We start from the raw sequence: 19,652 nt of genomic DNA, 5'->3' as shown, positions 1-19,652 counted from the left end.
CTTCAGTTCAAGATAAAATGATTGTGTACATCAATTAACTTGAAGTCAAGATAAATGGACGATACCAATACTCGCAGGCCTGCAGACTCGGTGGATGCCATTCTTGCGCAATGGCGACGGGAACGTCCGGAGCTGGATGCATGGCCCATGGGGCCGATTGGACGCATCAAGCGCTGCGCGGCGCTACTGGAGCCACCGCTGGAGGCCGCACTGGCCGAGTTCGGGCTGGTGCTATGGGAATTCGACATGCTGGCAACCTTGCGGCGCGCCGGCCATCCCTATCGGCTAAGCCCGACCGAGTTGTTTTCTTCCCTGATGGTGACTTCCGGCACGATGACCCACAGGCTCAAACGCCTGGAGGCCCGGGGTTTCATTGAGCGCTTGCCCAATGCCGAGGACGCTCGCAGCATGTTGGTACAACTGACCCCGCCTGGCGTGGCGCTGATCAATCGTGCCGTGGATGTTTTCGTCGAGCACGAACGGCGGATATTGTCGGTGCTTCCCGAGGAAGTCCTGGTTGATCTCGACGAGAACCTGGCCAGGCTGCTGCTTGCCCTGGAAGGTGGACAGGGCGAGGCTGGCCCGGGCATGGCTTAGGCAGTTCAACCACAGGGTCCGCCATTGTTCAGCGTGGCGGCCGCAAGGACGAGTGCTCGTAGATTGCCGGTGTCGCTCGCCGGGAGATGTCCGAGGGCCGGAGCTGGGCCAGGCGGGCATACTTGCTGAGGAAGTCGGCATCCAGCCCGAGGTCCGGCCGGCCGCTGGTGAGGATCTTCCGGGGCGGGTGGCCGGCTGGCAGCGGCGCCGCGATGGGGGGCGCCAGCAGCTTGCGGGGTTCGCAGGGCGCCAGCGGCGTCTCCGTGCCGGTCTCGGCCGCATTCAGGCTTGCCCTGAATTTCATGGCTTCCGGCATGGGAGCCTGCGGCGGATATTGGTTTTGCAGTATCTGGTTGAAAAGCTGGTACAGGGGCAGCCGGGTGGGCAGGTTGGCCTGCAGGCGGGCCTGCGAAAGAATAGGGTAGAAGGGCGGATGGTTGATGATCAGCCCTTCGCCTTCGGCCTGCGCCTGCCTGACCGCGCGTTGCAAGGGCGAGCCTTCGTACAGCCTGTGGTTGCTGATCCAGGTCTTGATCACCAGCAGGCCGGGCTGGTGGACGTCGCGTGCCAGGACGAATACGCCGCGCGGCGTGGTGATCATCCAGTCGCGCTGCATGGGCGAATGCTGGTAGAGCGTGAGCAGGCCATGCAAGTGGGAAATCAGGTTGCCCAGTTCCGCCAGCACGGTCTGGTGGTCGATGGTGCCCAGGCGGTGATAGAGCCGCATTTGCGCATGTTGGCTGAGGCGCACCAGAATATGGACATGCAACTGGTGCGTGCGGGCAGGGATGGTCAGGACTTCCAGCTGCAAGTGGACGCGGCCGTCGAGTTCGCTGGCCATCCAGTGCATCTGCCGGTAATAGCCTTTGCGGAAGCCCGTTTTTTCAGGGATATGGGTTTCGCTGTAGATCAGCAGGCCGGGAGCAATCATGCTGCGTGCCCAGCGCGTCAGTTGCTTGAAGGACGAGATGCGTTTCCTGCCGCGTTCCGGGCGGGCGTATCGGTTAAGGCTGGACTGCTGCTGCCTGGCGGCCTGGCTCAGCAGGTGTTTGCTCATGCCATAGGCCAGGGTTTCGTTGACGCTCAGGACGGTATGGTCGCGGTGGAGGGAGTCGTCTGATACCGGGCGACAGGATGGCGGTTGGCTGGGAGGGCCTGAGCTGGACATGGCGGGCTTCTGTAGTTGGTATGGGGCAACGAGGATCCGGCGAAGGCAGCCCCGGCCATCAGTGGCATAGAGGCTGCGTCCTGCTTGACGCAACAATGATAATCATTTGTATGTCTTTTTTGGAAAGGGTTCCCCGGATTAGGTATTTTCCTAGCCCTGGCGTGTCAGGCGGGTTTTTTCGCGGGTGCTGCGCTGCGGTGCCGCAGCCTTCGCAGCCTCAATGCCTCGCTGTCATGCGGCCTGAGGGCGGCCTGCGGGCGGGTGTCCAGGCGTTCCAGGAGGATGCAATCGTCGCCGGCGGGTTTAGTGCGACAATATCGGCTTTGTATACGTAGTTTCCGCCGTCTGCTGCTTGCCGGACGGCGGGCGTATGCCTGTCTGACTGGCTGTTTATGGAGTACTGCGCGCCGTGAGTGCCTTGCCTGCCGAATCTCAATTGGATTACCTGCGTGTGCCGCCGCATTCCATCGAAGCCGAACAATCGGTGCTCGGTGGCCTGCTGCTGGATAATGGTGCATGGGATCGCATTGCCGATGTTCTGAATGAAGAAGATTTCTACCGCCATGATCACCGTCTGATCTGGCTGCATATCGTCAGGCTCATCAACCTGGCGCGGCCGGCGGATGTCATTACCGTCAACGAGTCTCTGGCCAGTTCCGGCAAGAGCGAGGAAGCGGGCGGGCTGGCCTATTTGAATGCCCTGGCGCACAACACGCCGTCGGCGGCCAATATCCGCCGTTATGCGGAAATCGTGCGCGAGCGCGCCATGCTGCGCAAACTGGTAACGGTGGCCGACGACATCGCTGCGGCAGCCTTCAATCCGCAAGGCAAGGATGCGCGCCAGTTGCTGGACGAAGCCGAAGCCAAAGTGTTCCAGATCGCCCAGGAAGGCGCGCGTGGCGCCGCTGGTTTCCAGGAAATCCAGCCGCTGCTGCAACAGGTGGTCGAACGTATCGACGAGCTGTATCACCGTGACAGTACGTCCGACGTGACGGGTGTGCCGACGGGCTTTGCCGATCTGGACAAGATGACTTCCGGCTTGCAGCCGGGTGACCTGGTCATCGTGGCGGGTCGTCCCTCCATGGGCAAAACTTCGTTCTCGATGAACATCGGCGAGCATGTGGCCATCAACGAAGGCCTGCCGGTTGCCGTGTTCTCCATGGAAATGGGCGCAGTGCAGCTGGCCATGCGTATGCTGGGTTCGGTGGGGCTGCTGGACCAGCACCGCATGCGTACCGGCAAGTTGCTGGCCGAGGATTGGCCGCGTGTGACCCATGCGGTGAAGACCATGCAGGAAGCCCAGGTCTACATCGACGAAACCCCGGCATTGACGGCCATCGAACTGCGTGCTCGCGCGCGACGCCTGGCGCGCCAGTGCGGGCAGCTGGGCCTGATCATCATCGACTATATTCAGCTGATGTCAGCCAGTTCCGCCGGTGAAAACCGGGCAACCGAAATTTCCGAAATCAGCCGTTCGCTCAAGGGGCTGGCCAAGGAGCTGAATTGCCCGCTGATCGCGCTGTCGCAGCTGAACCGCAGCCTGGAACAGCGCCCCAACAAGCGTCCGGTGATGAGTGACTTGCGCGAATCCGGTGCTATCGAGCAGGACGCCGACGTGATCCTGTTCATCTACCGTGATGAGGTTTACAACCCGGATTCCCCGGACAAGGGCACAGCAGAAATCATCATCGGCAAGCAGCGTAACGGCCCCATCGGTACCGTACGCCTGACCTTCCAGGGCTCCAGCACCCGCTTCCTGAATTACACCCAGGGCAATGCCATGATTGATTCGGGATATTGATTTCCCTGCCCGGGCGCTTGCGCCGGGAAGGTGGCACGCCAGCCTCGCCCGGGCTGGCGTTTTTTTGTCGCCGGGCCGCCCCAAGACAAAAATGCCCCCTTGGGGGGCAGCAAGCCGAAGGCGCAGCGTGGGGGTCTTTTTTTTCGCCGGGCCGCTTACCTGGCTTCGGGTGACATGGCTGCCGCCATGTCACAGGCGACGCGCAGCGAGGCTTCGTCGGCAATGCCTTTGCCGGCGATGTCGAAAGCCGTGCCGTGGTCCACGCTGGTGCGTACGATAGGCAGGCCGGCGGTGATGTTCACGCCCTGGTCCAGTCCCAGGTACTTGACCGGGATCAGGCCCTGGTCGTGGTACTGAGCCACCACGATATCGAATTCCCCTTGCCGGGCACGCATGAATACTGTATCTCCTGGCCAGGGGCCGCTGGCATCATAGCCCTGCGCCCTGGCCCAGGCGACGGCGGGTGCGATGATGTCCCGGTCTTCCAGGCCGAATTTCCCGCCTTCACCGGCGTGCGGATTCAGGCCCGCGACGGCGATGCGCGGATGCGCCACGCCCAGCTGGCGGCAGACTCGGTGCGCCAGCGCCAGTGAGCGCCGCTGGCCTTCCGGCGTGATGCGCGCCGGAACCTCCGACAGGGCGATATGAATGGTGGCCAGCAGTACGCGCAGGCAGTCGTTGACCAGCACCATGGCATAGTCATCGGTGGCGCAGCGCGTTGCCAGGATCTCCGTGTGACCAGGAAAGTCGACACCTGCCGCCTGCAGTGCTTCCTTATGGATGGGAGCCGTTACGACTGCATGCAGATGCCCGGCCAGGGTATCGTCGATGGCATGGCAAATGGCTTCGTAGGCCGATAGTCCTGCCAGTGCGCTGACCCGGCCCAGCGGCAGCCCGGCAGGCAGCGGAGTGGCGCGCGAGATGACGGGAACGAGGCCGGGACGGAAACAGGCGTCACGGGGGTGGTCTATTTCCTGTATCTCCAGGCTTGCGGCTGCTGCGCCACTGTATGCACGAGCGCGCGCCAGGGCGCCGGCGTCGCCATAGACGATGGCAGGGTAGGGCAGCCCCGTGGCATGGAGTTTCAGCACGAGTTCCGGGCCGATGCCGGCGGCATCGCCCAGGGTGATGCCCAATGGGCGCGAGAGGATGTTCGACATGCCGCCATTATCGCGCTGCAGCGGGGCGCTGCAGCGATCCGGCTGGATTTTGCCTGGCATTTTGGCAGGCGCTGTTGCACAATTCAGACCAGAGGCCGTCTGTACAAGGCCTTGCCTGTGCTTCCGGCCGCCTCAGCCTGTCTTTCTTCCGGTTCGTATGCCCCGCTTTCCTCGCCCCGCTACTTTGCTGCCTGCCGCCCCTGCGGCGCCACGAGTGCTGGCCGGCCTGTCCGGGAGGACGGCATGAAGCCTGAGGAACAGGCTCAGCCCGTGAACGTTCCGACCCGCAATCGGGTGGTGCGCTGGGGATATTTCGTACTGGGGCTGGCGCTGGTCGGCCTGGGGATCATCGGGGCGTTGCTGCCGGTGATGCCCACCACCGTTTTCCTGATCGGTGCCGCCTGGTGCTTTGCGCGTTCGTCACCGCGCTGGGAAAGCTGGCTGCTGAATCATCCTTCCTTCGGCCCGGTATTGCGCAACTGGCAGGCCCGTGGCGCGATCGCGCCGCGAGCCAAGGCCTATGCGTGCAGCGGCATTGCGGCCGGCTACGCCATTTTCTTTCTGTCAGCCAAGCCGGGGTTGTGGCTGGCACTGGGCGTGGGCGCATTCATGCTGGCCTCGGCGGCCTATATCCTGACGCGGCCCAGCGCCTGAGTCCGTTGCGGCATGGCGGCGCGGCCGCAAGCGATGCGTCGATCAGCAGTGCCAGGGCGGCCCGGTTTCTGGTCAAGCGTGCTCATTGCAGCACGCCCGGACGCTGTTAATTTCATCCATTCTGAGTATGCTTGTGCTGCTGCACCTGCTTTTCTTGCGCCAGCGCAACGAAAGCCTGTGGACAAGTCTTGAAAATCTGCGATGTTGCCCGCATCTTTAGCGTATCGGGCCAGATGGCCCCCCTGATTTCTGCTCAAGGTAGATTATGCGATTCGACAAGCTCACCACGAAGTTTCAGCAGGCACTGGCCGATGCTCAGAGCCTGGCAGTACGCAATGACAACCCTTATATCGAACCCGCACATGTCCTGGCCGCCATGCTGGCTGACCAGGACAGTGGTGCGGCCGCCTTGCTGGCGCGTGCCGGGGTGGCGGTAAACCGCCTGGCGCCTGCGCTGGATTCCGCCATCAAGGCCTTGCCCCAGGTGCAGGGCGGCGATGGCAATGTGCAGATCGGCCGTGATCTGCAGGCTGTGCTCGCTCGCACCGACAAGGAAGCGGGCAAGCGTGGCGACGCCTATATCGCCGGTGAACTGTTCCTGCTGGCGCTGACCGACGACAAGGGCCCGGCGGGCCGCGCGCTGGCCGAAGCTGGCCTGCAGCGCAAGGCGCTGGAAAGTGCAATCGACGCCGTGCGCGGCGGTGAGGCCGTGAACGACCAGGATGCCGAAGGCCAGCGCGAAGCGCTGGGCAAATACACCCAGGACCTGACCGAGCGCGCTCGCCAGGGCAAGCTGGACCCGGTCATCGGCCGCGACGACGAAATCCGCCGCGCCATCCAGATCCTGCAGCGCCGCACCAAGAACAACCCGGTACTGATTGGTGAGCCCGGCGTTGGCAAGACTGCCATCGTCGAAGGCCTGGCGCAGCGCATCGTCAACGGCGAAGTGCCGGAAAGCCTGCGCGGCAAGCGCGTGCTGTCGCTGGACCTGGCCGCCTTGCTGGCCGGCGCGAAGTTCCGTGGCGAATTCGAGGAGCGCCTGAAGGCCGTCCTGAAGGAACTGTCCCAGGATGAAGGCCGCAGCATCGTCTTCATCGACGAAATTCATACCATGGTCGGCGCCGGCAAGGCAGAAGGCGCCATGGATGCCGGCAACATGCTCAAGCCCGCGCTGTCGCGTGGCGAACTGCATTGCATAGGCGCGACCACGCTGGACGAATACCGCAAGTACATCGAAAAGGATGCCGCGCTGGAGCGCCGCTTCCAGAAGGTGTTGGTTGATGAACCCGACGTGGAATCGACCATTGCCATTCTGCGCGGCCTGCAAGAGCGTTATGAACTGCACCACGGCGTCGAGATTACCGACCCGGCCATCGTCGCAGCGGCAGAGCTGTCGAATCGCTATATTACCGACCGCTTCCTGCCGGACAAGGCCATTGACCTGATCGACGAGGCTGCGGCGCGCATCCGCATGGAAATCGACTCCAAGCCGGAGGTCATGGACAAGCTGGACCGGCGCATCATCCAGCTCAAGATCGAGCGCGAAGCGGTAAAGAAGGAAACCGACGATGCATCGCTGCGCCGCCTGCAGGCCATCGAGGAAGAACTCGATAAGCTGCAGCGCGAGTACAACGACTATGAGGAAATCTGGAAGGCGGAAAAAGCGGCCGTGCAAGGCACGCAGTCCATCAAGGAAGAGATCGACAAGGTGCGCGCCGAAATGGCGGAACTGCAGCGCAAGGGCCAGTTCGACAAACTGGCGGAACTGCAATACGGCAAGCTGCCTGAACTGGAAGCGCGCCTGAAGGCGGCCGAACGTACGGAAGAGTCTGCGGAAGCGGCTGACAGCGGCAAGCCGCGCCTGTTGCGTACCCAGGTCGGGGCGGAGGAAATCGCGGAAGTGGTGTCGCGTGCCACGGGGATTCCCGTCTCCAAGATGATGCAGGGCGAGCGTGCCAAGCTGCTCAACATGGAGGATTACCTGCACCGCCGCGTGATCGGCCAGGACGAAGCCGTGAGCCTGGTGGCCGATGCGATTCGCCGTTCGCGTGCCGGCCTGGCAGATCCGTCGCGCCCCTACGGTTCCTTCCTGTTCCTGGGCCCGACGGGCGTGGGCAAGACCGAACTCACCCGGACGCTGGCAGACTTCCTGTTCGATTCCGATGAGCACTTGATTCGCATCGACATGAGTGAATTCATGGAGAAGCACTCGGTGGCTCGTCTGATCGGTGCACCTCCCGGATATGTGGGCTACGAGGAAGGGGGTTACCTGACCGAAGCCGTGCGCCGCAAGCCCTACAGTGTTGTGCTGCTCGACGAAGTCGAGAAGGCGCACCCGGACGTATTCAACGTGCTGCTGCAAGTGCTCGATGATGGCCGCTTGACCGATGGTCAAGGCCGCACGGTGGACTTCCGCAATACGGTGATCGTCATGACGTCCAACCTCGGGTCGCACCAGATCCAGTTGCTGGCAGGCGAGCCCTATGAAACCGTCAAGAGCGCGGTGTGGGAAGAGCTCAAACAGTCCTTCCGTCCTGAGTTCCTGAACCGGATCGACGAGGTCGTGGTATTCCATGGCCTGGACAGCAAGCACATCCAGGAAATTGCGTCTATCCAGTTGCAACGCCTGGACAAGCGCCTGCAGCAGCAGGACATGCACCTGGACGTGACGGATACCGCGCTGGCGGAAATCGCCAGGGCAGGCTTCGATCCGGTCTTCGGTGCCCGGCCGCTCAAGCGCGCGATCCAGCAGGAAATCGAGAATCCGGTGGCTCGCCTCATCCTGGAGGGCAAATTCGGTCCGGGGGATGTGGTGCCGGTCGATTGGCGCGAAGGCAAGTTCGTCTTCGAACGCACCCTGCAATAAGCGTATGAGCCAGAAAGGAGGCCACGCTGCCGTCAGTTGGCGTTGACCTCCACGTGGATGTACGCCCCGGCCTGCCATTGCGGCAGGCCGTTTTTTTGCGTGGCCCCGGCTTGCCTATGGGGGAACATCATGATTTCTTGGCCCCCCGGTTCCTCGCCGTCCCAGCGGCCGCTGCCGCAGCATGCCCAGGGGCGGCGAATGATGGCTGTTTGCTGTTTGCTGTTTGCTAGGAGTTATAGGCTGGCGCTGGCGTGGCGTTCTTTTTTTCCCGCCGTGCGGCAATTTTCAGCAGGCGTTGGAAGGTCGGGCATTGCATGTGCGAGGCCGCAGGGCATTCGGCGGCGTGCCGCAGGCCCAGGCTGACAGCGTGCAGGCGTTTGATGGTGGCATCTATGTCATCGGCCCTGGCGGCAAGCAGCTGGCGGTCGACGGCAAGGGCGCCGTCGGGGGTGAGCATGGCGGATATTTCGTCCAGCGCAAGACCGCCCGCCTGTCCCAGCGCGATGAAGGCCAGTTGGTCAAGCACAGCCGGTGCAAAGCGGCGGCGCTGGCCGGCTGCACTGATGGCGGTGATCAGGCCCCGGTTGGCATAGAAGCGGATCGTGGAGGCGGGCAGGCCTGTCTGCCGGGAGACTTCCGATATGTCCATTGAGTTGGCTCCTGAGGTGACGGATTCCTGGCGGCCAGGCGGATGTCCGTGCAGGCTTGACTTGAAGTTGACTTCGACTTTTACCATGTCCGACATGAATCGTTTCTTGATCGGGAGCCGGGCATGGCAAGCTTGACTCCGCTGGAGGTGGCCTGGGCCAGCATGGTGACCGGCATAGGTGCCACCTTGGTGATGGATGTATGGACGCTGCTGCAAAAACGGCTGGGTGCGCCGACGCTGGATTATGCGCTGCTGGGGCGATGGGCGGGCTATCTTTGCCGATATGGGGTGTCGCATGCAGGACGGCAGGCAGATGTACGGCAATGGCAGCCGCTGACTGGCGAGCGCAGTCTGGGATGGTTGCTTCATTACGCCATCGGCGTGGTGTTTGCCACGCTCCTGGTTGCGATGGCTGGCCCTGCGTGGTTGCAGCAACCGGAATGGCTGCCGGCCTTGTGGTGGGGGCTGGTGACTGTCGCGGCGCCTTTTCTGGTCCTGCAGCCCGCCATGGGGGCGGGGATCGCATCATCGCGCACGGCAACCCCCTGGAAAAATCGCTGCCGCAGCCTGCTCACGCATGCAGTGTTCGGCACCGGGCTGTATGCCTCGGCGCAGATTCTGGCATGGGTGCAGACATGATTCTCGCTTGTGGCAGGAACTTTATTGCGTTGGAACGTAAAGCTATACTTTGTCTATATGACCCATTCCGGGTTTCACCATTGAGGTATTCGTCATGCGCCATTAATGCCGCCGTCCCTGTGACGGCCAGTCTCCACCTACCCCTATGAGCAGGGGGAGTTCCTGGCATTTCTGGAGTGACCATGACGAGTCCTTGTACCCATTCCTATACGGGTCCCTATCTCGCGCTGGAAGGCGTGTCTTATGTCTTGCCTGATGGCAGGACGCTTTTTTCCGGTCTTAGCGAACATTTCGACAGGCGTGCCACCGGCCTGGTCGGGCGCAATGGCATCGGTAAATCCGTGCTGGCGCGTCTATTGTCCGGACAACTGCAGCCCAGTGCGGGACGCTGCGTGATGTCTGGCAAGGTGCATTACCTGGCCCAGCAACTGCTACCGGCTCCTGAGGCCACGGTAGCCGGCCTGACAGGCGTGCAAGCCAGGCTGGACGCACTGGCGCGCATCGAGGCCGGCAGTAGCGCAACTGCAGATTTCGAGATTTTGGGCGACGCCTGGGATATCCGCCAGCGGCTGCACGATGAACTGGCCCGCAGCGGGTTGGGCTACCTCGACGAGACCGTCGCTGTCAGCCGGCTCAGTGGCGGAGAAGCCATGCGGCTGGCCTTGATCGGCGCCATGCTGTCGGAAGCGGATTTCCTGGTGCTCGACGAACCGACAAACCATTTGGATGGCCATACCCGGCAGGTTTTGTTCGAGCAGTTGCAGCGTTGGCCGCGTGGATTGCTCGTGGTCAGCCATGACCGCCGTTTGCTCGACACCATGGACCGGATCGTGGAGCTGTCTTCATTGGGCTTGCGCAGCTACGGTGGCAATTACACCTTCTATGCGCAATGCAAGGCGCGGGAGCGGGAGAATGCGATCGAGCGCCTGGAACAGCGCAAGCTGGAGCGTCAGCGAGACGAGCAGATGCTGCGTGAGCAACGCGAACGCCAGGAAAAGCGGCAAGCACGTGGAAACCGCCAGGAACGTGAAGCGAATCAGGCCAAGATCCTGTTGGATCGGCAGAAAGAGCGCAGCCAAGGTTCGGCTGGCAAGTTGCGCCGCTGGCAGGCCGAGGCCAGCGAGCTTGCGGCACGGCGGGTGATCGAAGCTGCCCGGCAGGTTGCCGAGGAAGCCGAGATCGTGATGCATGCGCCTGTTGGCGCACCGCATGCGCCCCGTTGCGTCGCCACGCTGGAAGAGGTTGTCTTGCCTTATGTGCAGGGAGCGGCAGGCAGGCTGAGCCTGCTGGTGGCAGGGCAACAGCGGATAGGCGTGGTCGGTCCGAACGGCTGCGGCAAGTCTACCTTGCTCAAGGTATTGGCGGGCCTGCTGGCGCCAGTGGCCGGTCGTTGCCAGGTGTCGGTGCCGGTGGTCTATCTGGACCAGGGGCTGGCAGACCTGGCGCCAGAGCGTTCCGTGCTGGCGCAAATGCGTGAACTCAACCGTAGCCTGCCCGAGGGAGAATTGCGCATGCGCCTGGCGCACCTGGGCCTGGATGCTCAGGTGGTGATCCGGCCCAGCGGCAGGCTCAGTGGCGGAGAACGCTTGAAGGCAGCGTTGGCCCGGGTGATGTATGCCGACGTGCCACCCCAGCTGTTGTTGCTGGACGAACCGAATAACCACCTGGATCTGCCGTCGATTCAGGCGCTGGAAAGCCTGTTGCAGGCCTATGCCGGGGCCTTGGTGGTGGTGTCCCATGACGAGGCTTTTCTGGACCAGCTAGGGCTGACCGACCGTTTGCTGGCAACCGGGCAAGGTTGGCACCTGCAAGCGTGGTAGCTGGCAGGAGGGGCATAGGGCGGGGAGCGCGATCATGGCGTCTTCCTGTGGCCCTTGCATAGCGCGGGCGATAAGCCATGGGAGAGCTTGGGAATGGAACTGATCGACGCAGCTGGTGGCGGCATTGATGGATCCGGCGGGCGGAGGGCGTTGAACGATGAACTAGAACGATGGCACGGGTTGATTGATGAGGCTGAATGGATGGCGCTGAATGGATGGCGCTGAATGGATGGCGCTGAAGTGATGCCACTGACCACGGGCCTAAGCGCAAGCCTCGGCCTTCAGGCCGAGGTCAAGCGAGGCATTATCCATACGGCGCCGCAGGCGCCCCCGTATGGTGGCGGAGAAGCTCCGGCCCTCGGGCCGGAGTTCTTCACTGATGACACTGAAGTCATGGAGCGAAATGATGACGATGAATGATGAGTATGGGGCAAGCGGCCGCAAACCGGACGTTGCTCCGGGCGTCGGCCAGGCGGCTGGAGGGGCCGTGGCTGTGCCTGGCGACGGTCGGGTGAGCCCGGCTGCGTTGATGACCTTCGCAGCCGGGGATCCTGGTGAAAATCCGTGGGTACATGGCAAGCCACGGACCTTGCCGGTGCAGGTCACCGATTACGACACGGCCTGGCCGGCGCGGTTCCTGGCGGTGCGTGGCGATATTGCCGAGGCTTTGGGCGCGGCGGCGCTGGCCATCGAACATGTGGGCTCCACCGCGGTGCCGGGCTTGCGGGCCAAGCCGGTGATAGATGTCGATGTCATCGTCGCAGACCCGGAGCGGGAGGAGGGTTATGTGCCGCAGCTGGAGGCCCTGGGTTACACACTGACGGTCCGAGAGCGCTCCTGGTACGGGCATCGCATGTTGCGGCATGATTCCCCTGAGGTGAACCTGCATGTGTTCGGCCCGGATTGCCCGGAGCATATCCGTCACCTGATGTTTCGGGACTGGCTGCGCGAACATCCCCAGGATCGCCAGCGCTATGCGCAGGCCAAGGACACGGCCAAGGTCGGGGCGGATAACGTGCCTGCGTACAATCAGCGCAAGGAATCCGTCGTGCGGGATGTTTACGCAAAGATTTTTGCGTCGCTGGGCTGGCTCCAGGCGGCACGCGAGTCGCACAGCGGGCAGGGCACGCAGGTGGATGCAGAATGAAGAATGCGCCATGGGCGATTCGCGCCTATCGCCCGGAAGATCAGGCGCGCTTATCTGCAATCTGGTTCGCGGCGTCGTCGCAGGCCCATGCGTTCCTGGGCGTCGATTGCCTGAACCGGCAACGGCAGTTGATAGAGGAAACCTACCTGGCTGCCGCAGAAACCTGGGTCGCCTGCCGGGATGGCCGCCCGCTGGGTTTCATCGGTTTGCTGGACGATTTCATTGGCGGGTTGTTTGTCGATCCCGCTGAACAGGGGCTAGGGGTAGGGCGGGCGCTGGTGGCGCATGCCCTGGCACTCAAGGGCAGCCTGCAACTGGAAGTCTATGCCAGCAATCCCGGGGCGCTGGCTTTCTACCAGCGGCTGGGTTTTCTGGAATACGGCCGGCAGGCCGAAGATGGCGAGGGCCTGCCGTTCGAGGTTGTCCGGATGCGCAGCGCAATGCCTACAGATCGGACGATTGCGCCCACAGGTTGATGCCGCTGTCGCCTTGCACCGCCTGGTCGATCGCTTGCAGTTCCTCGGTACTGAAGGCAGTGTTGGCAAGCGCAGCCAGGTTTTCATCCAGTTGCGCGGTGGAGGACGCTCCGACCAGCACTGAGGAAACCCGGTGGTTGCGCAACAGCCAGGCGATGGCAAGCTGCGCCAGGGTCTGGCCACGTTCGCGGGCGATGGCGGCCAGGTCGCGCAGCCGGCGCAGATTGTCTTCCGACAGATGGGACGCATCGAAGGAAAAACGCTTGGAGGCGTGTGCGGCGTTGCGGTCTTGCAGGAAACGGTCGGTCAGCAGGCCCTGAGCCAGGGGGGTAAAGGCGATCAGGCCCAGGCCGGTTTGCTCCAGGGTATCGAGCAGGCCATCTTCTACCCAGCGGTTCAACAGCGAATAGGCCGGCTGGTGGATGACCAGCGGCGTTCCCAGGCTGCGAGCGACTTCCACGGCGCGCTGCGTGCGTTCGGCAGAATAAGACGAAATGCCTACATAGAGCGCCTTGCCCTGGCGCACGATGGTATCGAGCGCGCCTATGGTTTCTTCGATGGGGGTATCGGGGTCGACACGGTGGGAGTAGAAAATGTCTACGTAGTCGGTGCTGAGGCGGCGCAGGGATTCGTCCAGACTGTTGATCAGGTACTTGCGCGAGCCGAAATTGCCATAGGGGCCGGGCCAGTGCGGCCAGCCTGCCTTGGTGGAGACCACCAGTTCGCTACGGTAGGGCCGGAACTCATTGCGTAGCAGGCGGCCGAAGTTTTCTTCTGCCGAGCCATGTGGCGGGCCGTAATTGTTCGCCAGGTCGAAGTGGGTAATGCCGCGATCAAAGGCATGCGTGAGAATGTCGCGCTGCCGGGAAAAGGGATGCTCGTCGCCGAAGTTCCACCATAGGCCGAGCGAAATTGGCGGCAGCAGCAGGCCGCTGTTGCCGACGCGACGGTAGGCGTGGTGGCTGTAGCGGTCGGGGGCCGCTTGCCACGGGCGGTGGATGTCTGGGACGGTGTTCAGGAATCTGACTTCGCGGCTGGTCATGGACAGGAATAGGTGTTCTAGGGAATGCAGGTGGGAGATGCGCCTGCCGGGCAGGCGGCACCTCGTCGGACGCCGGCCAACAGGCCCGGGCATGGGTGGAAATCATTTTAGGAGTGCAGGATCGGGGCGCGATGGACTAACAAGTCATGAGCAAGTGTGCGCTGGTTATGAAGCCTGGCTCGGGCCGGCACGGCAGGGTGCAGGCGCAGTTGCCATGCCGTCCTGAGTATTAGCATATTGCGAAGTGATTATTCAAAAAATGGGGCGGCCCCCATAACCTTGTCCGGTCAATGATTGTTGCCAGACAAGGAACCGCATCATGCCGCAACAGGAAACACCCGACTGGAAATTCGAGACGGTCGCCGTACATGGCGGCTACTCCCCGGAACCGACTACCCGTGCGGTGGCCGTTCCCATCTACCAGACCGCCGCCTTCTCGTTCGACAATACCCAGCATGGCGCGGATCTCTTCGACCTGAAAGTCGAAGGGAATATCTACACCCGCGTAACCAATCCGACCAACGCCGTGCTGGAAGCGCGCGTGGCGGCGCTGGAGGGCGGTGTCGGTGCGTTGGCGCTGGCGTCGGGCCAGGCTGCGGTGACCTATTCGATCCTGACGCTGGCCGAGGCGGGTGACAACATCATTTCCGCCTCCACGCTCTACGGCGGCACCTACAACCTGTTTGCCCACACCTTGCCGCAGTTCGGCATCCAGACGCGCTTTGCCGATGGCGCCGATCCGGCATCCTTCGACGGGCTGTTCGATGCCCGCACCAAGGCCGTGTTCGTGGAATCCATCGGCAATCCGTTGGGCAACATTACCGATATTGCCGCCATTGCCGAGATCGCGCACCGCCATGGCGTACCGCTCATCGTTGACAACACGGTGGCCACGCCTTATCTATTGCGGCCCATCGAGCATGGCGCGGATATCGTGGTTCATTCGCTTACCAAGTATCTGGGCGGGCATGGCACGACACTGGGCGGCGCCATCGTGGATTCGGGTCGCTTTCCGTGGGCCGAGCATAAGGACCGCTACCCGCGCCTCAATGAACCCGACGTCAGCTATCACGGCGTGATATTTACCGAGGCCCTGGGTGAGGCCGCTTACATCGGGCGGGCGCGGGTCGTGCCGCTGCGCAATACCGGTGCGGCGCTGTCGCCTTTCAATGCTTTCCTGATCCTGCAGGGCATAGAAACCCTGGGCCTGCGCCTGGATCGCATCAACAGCAACAGCCTGGCAGTCGCGCAGTTCCTGCAGGCACATCCCAAGGTGGAATGGGTCAGTTATGCAGCGCTGCCTGGTCATCCCGACCATGCCCTGGCGCTCAAGTACCTGGGCGGGCAGGCGTCTGGCGTGCTGACGTTCGGCGTCAAGGGCGGGCGTGAAGCTGGCGCCCGTTTCCTGGACGCATTGCAGCTGTTTACCCGCCTGGTGAATATCGGCGACGCGAAGTCGCTGGCGACGCACCCGGCCTCCACCACGCATCGTCAGTTGTCGGCAGAAGAGCTGCTCAAGGCTGGCGTGCGCGAGGAAACCGTGCGCCTGTCCATAGGCATTGAACACATCGACGATTTGCGCGCCGATCTCGACCAGGCCCTGGCCCGTATTTGATTCCATGGAAGGCATTGCGCCTTTCCTCCCCCCCATTGCAAAGCAGAGTTGTTTGCCGTTATGTTGAAAATCAAGAAAACCTTGTGGGCCGGCGTGATCCTTGCGCTGTCGTTCGGTGCAGCCGCCGAAGCCCAGACCACGATACGCCTGGGCATCAGTGGTGGCGTTATGGAAGATGTGGCTGAAGCTGCCAGCCAGGCAGCCGCCCGGGAGGGAGAAATCCGGATCAAGCCGGTGGTGTTCACCGGGCATCTCAATGCCAATGGCCCGCTCAATGACGGCGATCTGGATGCCAATGCTTTCCAGCATGAACCCTACCTGCGCGGACAGGTGCGAGCGCATGGCTACGCGTTGGCTCCGGTCGCGCGCACGCTGAGCGCGCCGCTGGGTATCTATTCGCGCAAATACAAGTCGCTGGAAGAACTGCCGGAAGGCGCGCTGGTGGGTATTCCGGGCGACGATACCAATCGCAATCGGGCCTTGCTGCTGTTGCAGCATTACGGACTGATCACGTTGCGCGCCGATCTCGATGTCAACAAAGGGGACAACGCGACGGCGCTGGATATCGTGGCCAATCCCAGGAAGCTGGACATCCGTGAGATCGACTCGCTGATCCTGGCACGCGCCCTGGATGATGTCGACGCCGGAGCGATCATCACGGCGGAAGCGTCGCAGGCCGGGCTGTTGCCGGCGCGTGACGCCATTGCCATCGAGCCGCCTGGCGGTCCGTATGCCAATGTGCTGGTGGTGCGCGAACAAGACCGCGAGCAACCCTGGGTGGCGCCGCTGACGCGAGCCTTCCAGTCCGACGAAGTCCGCCAGTTGCTGGCCACGCGCTACAGCGGCACCCTGCTGCCGGCATTCTAAGCCCCGGCCCTGCTGTTACCGTCTTGCAGGGCCTTTTTCATTTTCCCGTTCCGGATCGTTCATTGCCATGAGTCTTGATCTTCATAACGAAAGCCTGCCCATTCTCGACCTGTCGCTGCTTAATGGCGATGCCGGGCAACGCGAAGCCTTCCTTGCCGATTTGCGCTATGCCGCCCGCGAGATCGGCTTCTTCTATATCAAGGGCCATGGCATCCGGCCTGAACTGCTGCACGCGGTGAAACAACGGGCACGCGAGTTCTTTGCCCTGCCGCAAGCTGACAAGCTGGCGGTGCAGATGATCCATTCACCGCATTTCCGTGGCTATTCGCTGGCGGCGGCGGAGTACACGCGCGGTCACCAGGACTGGCGCGAACAGTTCGATATCGGTGCCGAACGCGCAGTGCGCGACATCGGGCCGGGTAGCCCGCCGTGGGCACGCCTGCAGGGGCCCAACCTGTGGCCCGACGCGGCCTTGCCCGAGCTGCGTCCGGTGTTGCAGGAATGGCAGGCGGAAATGACGCGCACTACGCTGCGCCTGTTGCGGGCTTTTGCGCTGGCGCTGGGGCTGGAGGAAAACGCATTCGACGCGCTTTATGGCCGCGAACCGAATGAACATGCCAAGATTATTCGCTACCCCGGCCGCGAGCAAACCAGTAGCGACCAGGGGGTGGGGCCGCACAAGGACAGCGGCTTGATTACTTTCGTGCTGCAGGACGAGCAGGGCGGCCTGCAGGTTGAGGGCAAGGATGGCCGCTGGATAGATGCGCATCCCATAGAAAATACCTTCGTGGTGAATATCGGCGAGTTGCTGGAATTGGCGACCAACGGCTACCTGCGCGCCACCGTTCATCAGGTGATTACCCCGCCCTCGGGGCGCGACCGCCTGTCCGTAGCCTTCTTCCTGGGCGCCAGGCTGGATGCCGAAGTGCCCCTGTACCGCCTGCCGTCAGAATTGGCGGCGCAGGCACTGGGCCCGGAGACAGATCCGCTCAATCCCTTGTTGCGCCAGGTCGGCCTGAATTACCTGAAAGGGCGGTTGCGCTCACATCCGGATGTCGCGCAGCGTTATTACGCGGACGTACTGGACAAGACCGGCGTGCACGCCTGATTACCTGGCCGGCTGACAGGCCGGCCTGCCCCGTACCCCTCAGCCGGCAGGTCGGCCGGCTGCAACGACCCATCGGAGTAAGAGACATGCATCCGCTTTTCGATTCCAAACAGGAGGACATGGTGCCTGCTGCATTGCATCCTGCCAGCCGTCTGGTACGCTGGCGTCGCCTGCTGGCTGGCGCCATGGTCTGTTTCGGTGCCAGCCTGGGCGCGACCGCCTGGGCGCAAGCGCCATTGATCGTGGCGGCTGATGCGATCCCGCATGCGGAAATACTGGAGCAGGTGGGGCGTGTTGCCCCGGATCTGAACCTGAAAATCATTGAAATACCCAATGGCGTGAACCCCAACGCTTTGCTGGCAGGCGGTGACGTGCAGGCGAATTTCTTCCAGCATGTGCCGTATTTGCGTACCCAGGAGGAAGCGCTGGGGCAGAAGTTCGCCGTGGTTGCCACCGTTCATATTGAGCCGCTGGGTATTTATTCGCGCCGCCATACCTCCCTGAAGCATCTGCCCGAGGGGGCGGTGGTGGCTTTGCCTAATAATGCCAGCAATCTCAGCCGCGCTTTGTTCCTGCTGCAGGACCAGGGCCTGCTGAGCCTGCGTCCAGGCCTGGAGGACCCGGCCAGCGGCCTGGCGACGCTTGCCGATATCGCCGGGAACCCGCGCAAGTTGCGCATTTCGGAGGTGGAATCACCCTTGCTGCCGCGAGTGCTGCCAGATGTCGATCTGGCGATCATCAATGGCAACTATGCGCTGGAAGCCGGGCTCAAGCCTGCGACCGACGCCCTGGCACTGGAGCGCGTGGCGGGCAACCCCTATGCCAATGTGTTGGTGACTTCACAGGCGCTGGCGCAGGACGCGCGGGTGGCGCGGCTGGCGCAAGTGCTGGAATCGCCGCAGATCGCCACCTATATCCAGGACCACTACGAGGGTTCGGTGATCCCGGTGCATGAGGCCCGTCCTTAGGCCGCAGACCCGATATCTGCCGTTCCTGGCTGCTCGTACGCCGGCGGGGGGGCAGCGTGTTGCGGAGCGATTCCCTGACTGGCCTGGACCGGGGGGATGATGACGCCGCCGCAGACCACCACAATGATGTCATGCAGCCCTGCCAGAACACCGGCCTGGTCGTAGGCCAGCGCCAGGCTGGCGCCACAGGCCGGCTCCACCAACAGACGGTGGTCATCAAGGAAACGCTGGCAGGCAAGCAGCGCCTCGGTATCGCTGACGACCGCAGGACGGGTGGGGTGGGCTTGCCCCAGCTGAAAGGCCTGTTCGCAGACCTGTTTGGCGGCCAGCGAGCTGGCCACGCTGGTAATGTGTTCCAGCGCGACACGCCGGCCCGCCGCCAGGGAGCGGGCAAAAGCATCGGCGCCGTCGGTTTCCGCAGTGATCACTGGAACATGGCCCCAGCCATTGCGGCGCAGGCCTTCGACCGCACCGCAAAACAGCCCGCCACCGCCCACGGACAGGAGGATGGCGTCGGGCGCGGCGGTCGAGGCAGCGAGTTCGTCGATCAGCGACGCATGGCCCTGCCACAATAGGGGGTCATCGAACGGGTGGATGAAGGCATCCGTTTCCGTCAGCAAGGATTGCGCCAGGGCATTGGCTTCGTGCCAGGCAGCGCCATGCACGATGAGTTGCGCCCCTTGCCGGCGAATGCGTTCGCGAGCGGCTTCCGGGGTGGATTCGGGCACGACGACGACAACGGCAATGCCCAGATGGCGTCCGGCATGAGCCACGGCAATGCCGGCATTGCCGCCGGAGGATGCGACAAACCGTTGCTTGCCCTGCTGCGCGTAGCGCGCGCAAGCCAGGCCGATGCCGCGTATCTTGAACGATCCCGGCGGCTGCAGTATGTCCAGCTTCAGGCGGATGCGGCGCCCGGCAGCACGGCTGATGGGTTCGGATTCGATCAACGGGGTATTGATATGTAGGGTCATTGGTGCGGGCAGCGGTAAACAGGCGATTGCAAAAGGGTGTGCGGCCAGTGTACGAAATAGCGAAAATGGCGATAATCATCTATTCATTCAAATAATATTTG

18 protein-coding genes are annotated in these 19,652 nt (G+C 62.8%); 13 read left to right on the top strand and 5 right to left on the bottom strand.

The features are described 5' to 3' along the window. Window positions 1-54: 54 nt before the first annotated feature. Window positions 55-597 carry a MarR family winged helix-turn-helix transcriptional regulator gene (locus ACEW7X_RS10695; protein ID WP_068374806.1) on the top strand — a complete coding sequence of 181 codons (543 nt, stop codon included), beginning with the start codon at window positions 55-57 and terminating at the stop codon, window positions 595-597. A gap of 28 nt (window positions 598-625) precedes the next feature. Here ACEW7X_RS10695 and ACEW7X_RS10690 read toward each other — a convergent pair whose 3' ends face one another. After that, complete coding sequence (locus tag ACEW7X_RS10690; protein ID WP_068374807.1) at window positions 626-1,765, bottom strand: hypothetical protein; 1,140 nt, start codon at window positions 1,763-1,765, stop codon at window positions 626-628. 418 nt (window positions 1,766-2,183) lie between these two features. Between ACEW7X_RS10690 and ACEW7X_RS10685 the strand changes: the two genes are divergently transcribed. Beyond that, window positions 2,184-3,566, top strand: coding sequence for a replicative DNA helicase (locus tag ACEW7X_RS10685; RefSeq protein WP_068374865.1), 1,383 nt, complete (start codon window positions 2,184-2,186; stop codon window positions 3,564-3,566). A gap of 155 nt (window positions 3,567-3,721) precedes the next feature. On the opposite strand, the gene pdxA is transcribed toward ACEW7X_RS10685, so the two are convergent. Continuing rightward, window positions 3,722-4,726 (bottom strand): 4-hydroxythreonine-4-phosphate dehydrogenase PdxA, encoded by a 1,005-nt coding sequence (gene pdxA / locus ACEW7X_RS10680; protein WP_068370990.1) that lies wholly within the window; start codon window positions 4,724-4,726, stop codon window positions 3,722-3,724. Window positions 4,727-4,969: 243 nt separating this feature from the next. On the opposite strand from pdxA, the gene ACEW7X_RS10675 reads away from it, so the two are divergent. Beyond that, window positions 4,970-5,380, top strand: coding sequence for a YbaN family protein (locus ACEW7X_RS10675; RefSeq protein ID WP_068370539.1), 411 nt, complete (start codon window positions 4,970-4,972; stop codon window positions 5,378-5,380). Window positions 5,381-5,645: 265 nt separating this feature from the next. Then, the gene (gene clpB, locus ACEW7X_RS10670; protein WP_068370540.1) at window positions 5,646-8,246 is read left to right on the top strand and encodes an ATP-dependent chaperone ClpB; all 2,601 of its coding nucleotides are present in this window, start codon (window positions 5,646-5,648) and stop codon (window positions 8,244-8,246) included. Between the two features lie 226 nt (window positions 8,247-8,472). Here the strand turns inward: clpB and ACEW7X_RS10665 are convergent, their stop codons facing one another. Continuing rightward, window positions 8,473-8,895, bottom strand: a complete 423-nt coding sequence (locus tag ACEW7X_RS10665) for a helix-turn-helix domain-containing protein (protein WP_130487361.1) — start codon at window positions 8,893-8,895, stop codon at window positions 8,473-8,475. 123 nt (window positions 8,896-9,018) lie between these two features. On the opposite strand from ACEW7X_RS10665, the gene ACEW7X_RS10660 reads away from it, so the two are divergent. From ACEW7X_RS10660 to ACEW7X_RS10640, 5 genes are all read left to right on the top strand, one after another. After that, the gene (locus tag ACEW7X_RS10660) at window positions 9,019-9,534 is read left to right on the top strand and encodes a DUF2938 domain-containing protein (RefSeq protein ID WP_240733232.1); all 516 of its coding nucleotides are present in this window, start codon (window positions 9,019-9,021) and stop codon (window positions 9,532-9,534) included. Between the two features lie 182 nt (window positions 9,535-9,716). Then, window positions 9,717-11,354 (top strand): ABC-F family ATP-binding cassette domain-containing protein, encoded by a 1,638-nt coding sequence (locus tag ACEW7X_RS10655; RefSeq protein WP_134838610.1) that lies wholly within the window; start codon window positions 9,717-9,719, stop codon window positions 11,352-11,354. 93 nt (window positions 11,355-11,447) lie between these two features. Next, window positions 11,448-11,579 carry a hypothetical protein gene (locus tag ACEW7X_RS10650; RefSeq protein ID WP_264623026.1) on the top strand — a complete coding sequence of 44 codons (132 nt, stop codon included), beginning with the start codon at window positions 11,448-11,450 and terminating at the stop codon, window positions 11,577-11,579. Between the two features lie 154 nt (window positions 11,580-11,733). Beyond that, window positions 11,734-12,501 carry a GrpB family protein gene (locus tag ACEW7X_RS10645; RefSeq protein WP_238591363.1) on the top strand — a complete coding sequence of 256 codons (768 nt, stop codon included), beginning with the start codon at window positions 11,734-11,736 and terminating at the stop codon, window positions 12,499-12,501. Continuing rightward, window positions 12,498-12,977 carry a GNAT family N-acetyltransferase gene (locus ACEW7X_RS10640; RefSeq protein WP_068370546.1) on the top strand — a complete coding sequence of 160 codons (480 nt, stop codon included), beginning with the start codon at window positions 12,498-12,500 and terminating at the stop codon, window positions 12,975-12,977. The genes ACEW7X_RS10645 and ACEW7X_RS10640 overlap by 4 nt, the downstream gene beginning before the upstream one ends. Here ACEW7X_RS10640 and mgrA read toward each other — a convergent pair. Further along, on the bottom strand, window positions 12,946-14,019 hold the full coding sequence (gene mgrA / locus ACEW7X_RS10635; RefSeq protein WP_068370547.1) for an L-glyceraldehyde 3-phosphate reductase: 1,074 nt from the start codon (window positions 14,017-14,019) through the stop codon (window positions 12,946-12,948). The genes ACEW7X_RS10640 and mgrA overlap by 32 nt on opposite strands. Window positions 14,020-14,338: 319 nt before the next feature. On the opposite strand from mgrA, the gene ACEW7X_RS10630 reads away from it, so the two are divergent. The 4 genes from ACEW7X_RS10630 (at window position 14,339) to ACEW7X_RS10615 (ending at window position 18,577) form a co-directional block, all read left to right on the top strand. Then, window positions 14,339-15,634, top strand: coding sequence for an O-acetylhomoserine aminocarboxypropyltransferase/cysteine synthase family protein (locus ACEW7X_RS10630; RefSeq protein WP_068370549.1), 1,296 nt, complete (start codon window positions 14,339-14,341; stop codon window positions 15,632-15,634). Between the two features lie 60 nt (window positions 15,635-15,694). Beyond that, window positions 15,695-16,501: a MetQ/NlpA family ABC transporter substrate-binding protein gene (locus tag ACEW7X_RS10625; RefSeq protein ID WP_068370551.1), complete on the top strand. Its 807-nt coding sequence runs from the start codon at window positions 15,695-15,697 to the stop codon at window positions 16,499-16,501. Window positions 16,502-16,568: 67 nt separating this feature from the next. Beyond that, a complete protein-coding gene (locus ACEW7X_RS10620) occupies window positions 16,569-17,609 on the top strand; it encodes an isopenicillin N synthase family dioxygenase (protein WP_068370555.1) in 1,041 nt (346 codons plus the stop codon). An 86-nt stretch (window positions 17,610-17,695) separates the two neighbouring features. Beyond that, complete coding sequence (locus ACEW7X_RS10615; RefSeq protein WP_205704108.1) at window positions 17,696-18,577, top strand: MetQ/NlpA family ABC transporter substrate-binding protein; 882 nt, start codon at window positions 17,696-17,698, stop codon at window positions 18,575-18,577. On the opposite strand, the gene ACEW7X_RS10610 is transcribed toward ACEW7X_RS10615, so the two are convergent. After that, the gene (locus tag ACEW7X_RS10610; protein WP_083969569.1) at window positions 18,574-19,551 is read right to left on the bottom strand and encodes a pyridoxal-phosphate dependent enzyme; all 978 of its coding nucleotides are present in this window, start codon (window positions 19,549-19,551) and stop codon (window positions 18,574-18,576) included. The two genes, ACEW7X_RS10615 and ACEW7X_RS10610, sit on opposite strands and share 4 nt — an antisense overlap. Between the last annotated feature and the right edge of the window lie 101 nt (window positions 19,552-19,652).

Source organism: Kerstersia gyiorum (genome assembly GCF_048595715.1).
GTDB lineage: Bacteria > Pseudomonadota > Gammaproteobacteria > Burkholderiales > Burkholderiaceae_B > Kerstersia > Kerstersia gyiorum.
The sequence above is the reverse complement of the archived record's forward strand: the minus strand, read 5'-3'. Positions and strand labels throughout refer to the sequence as shown.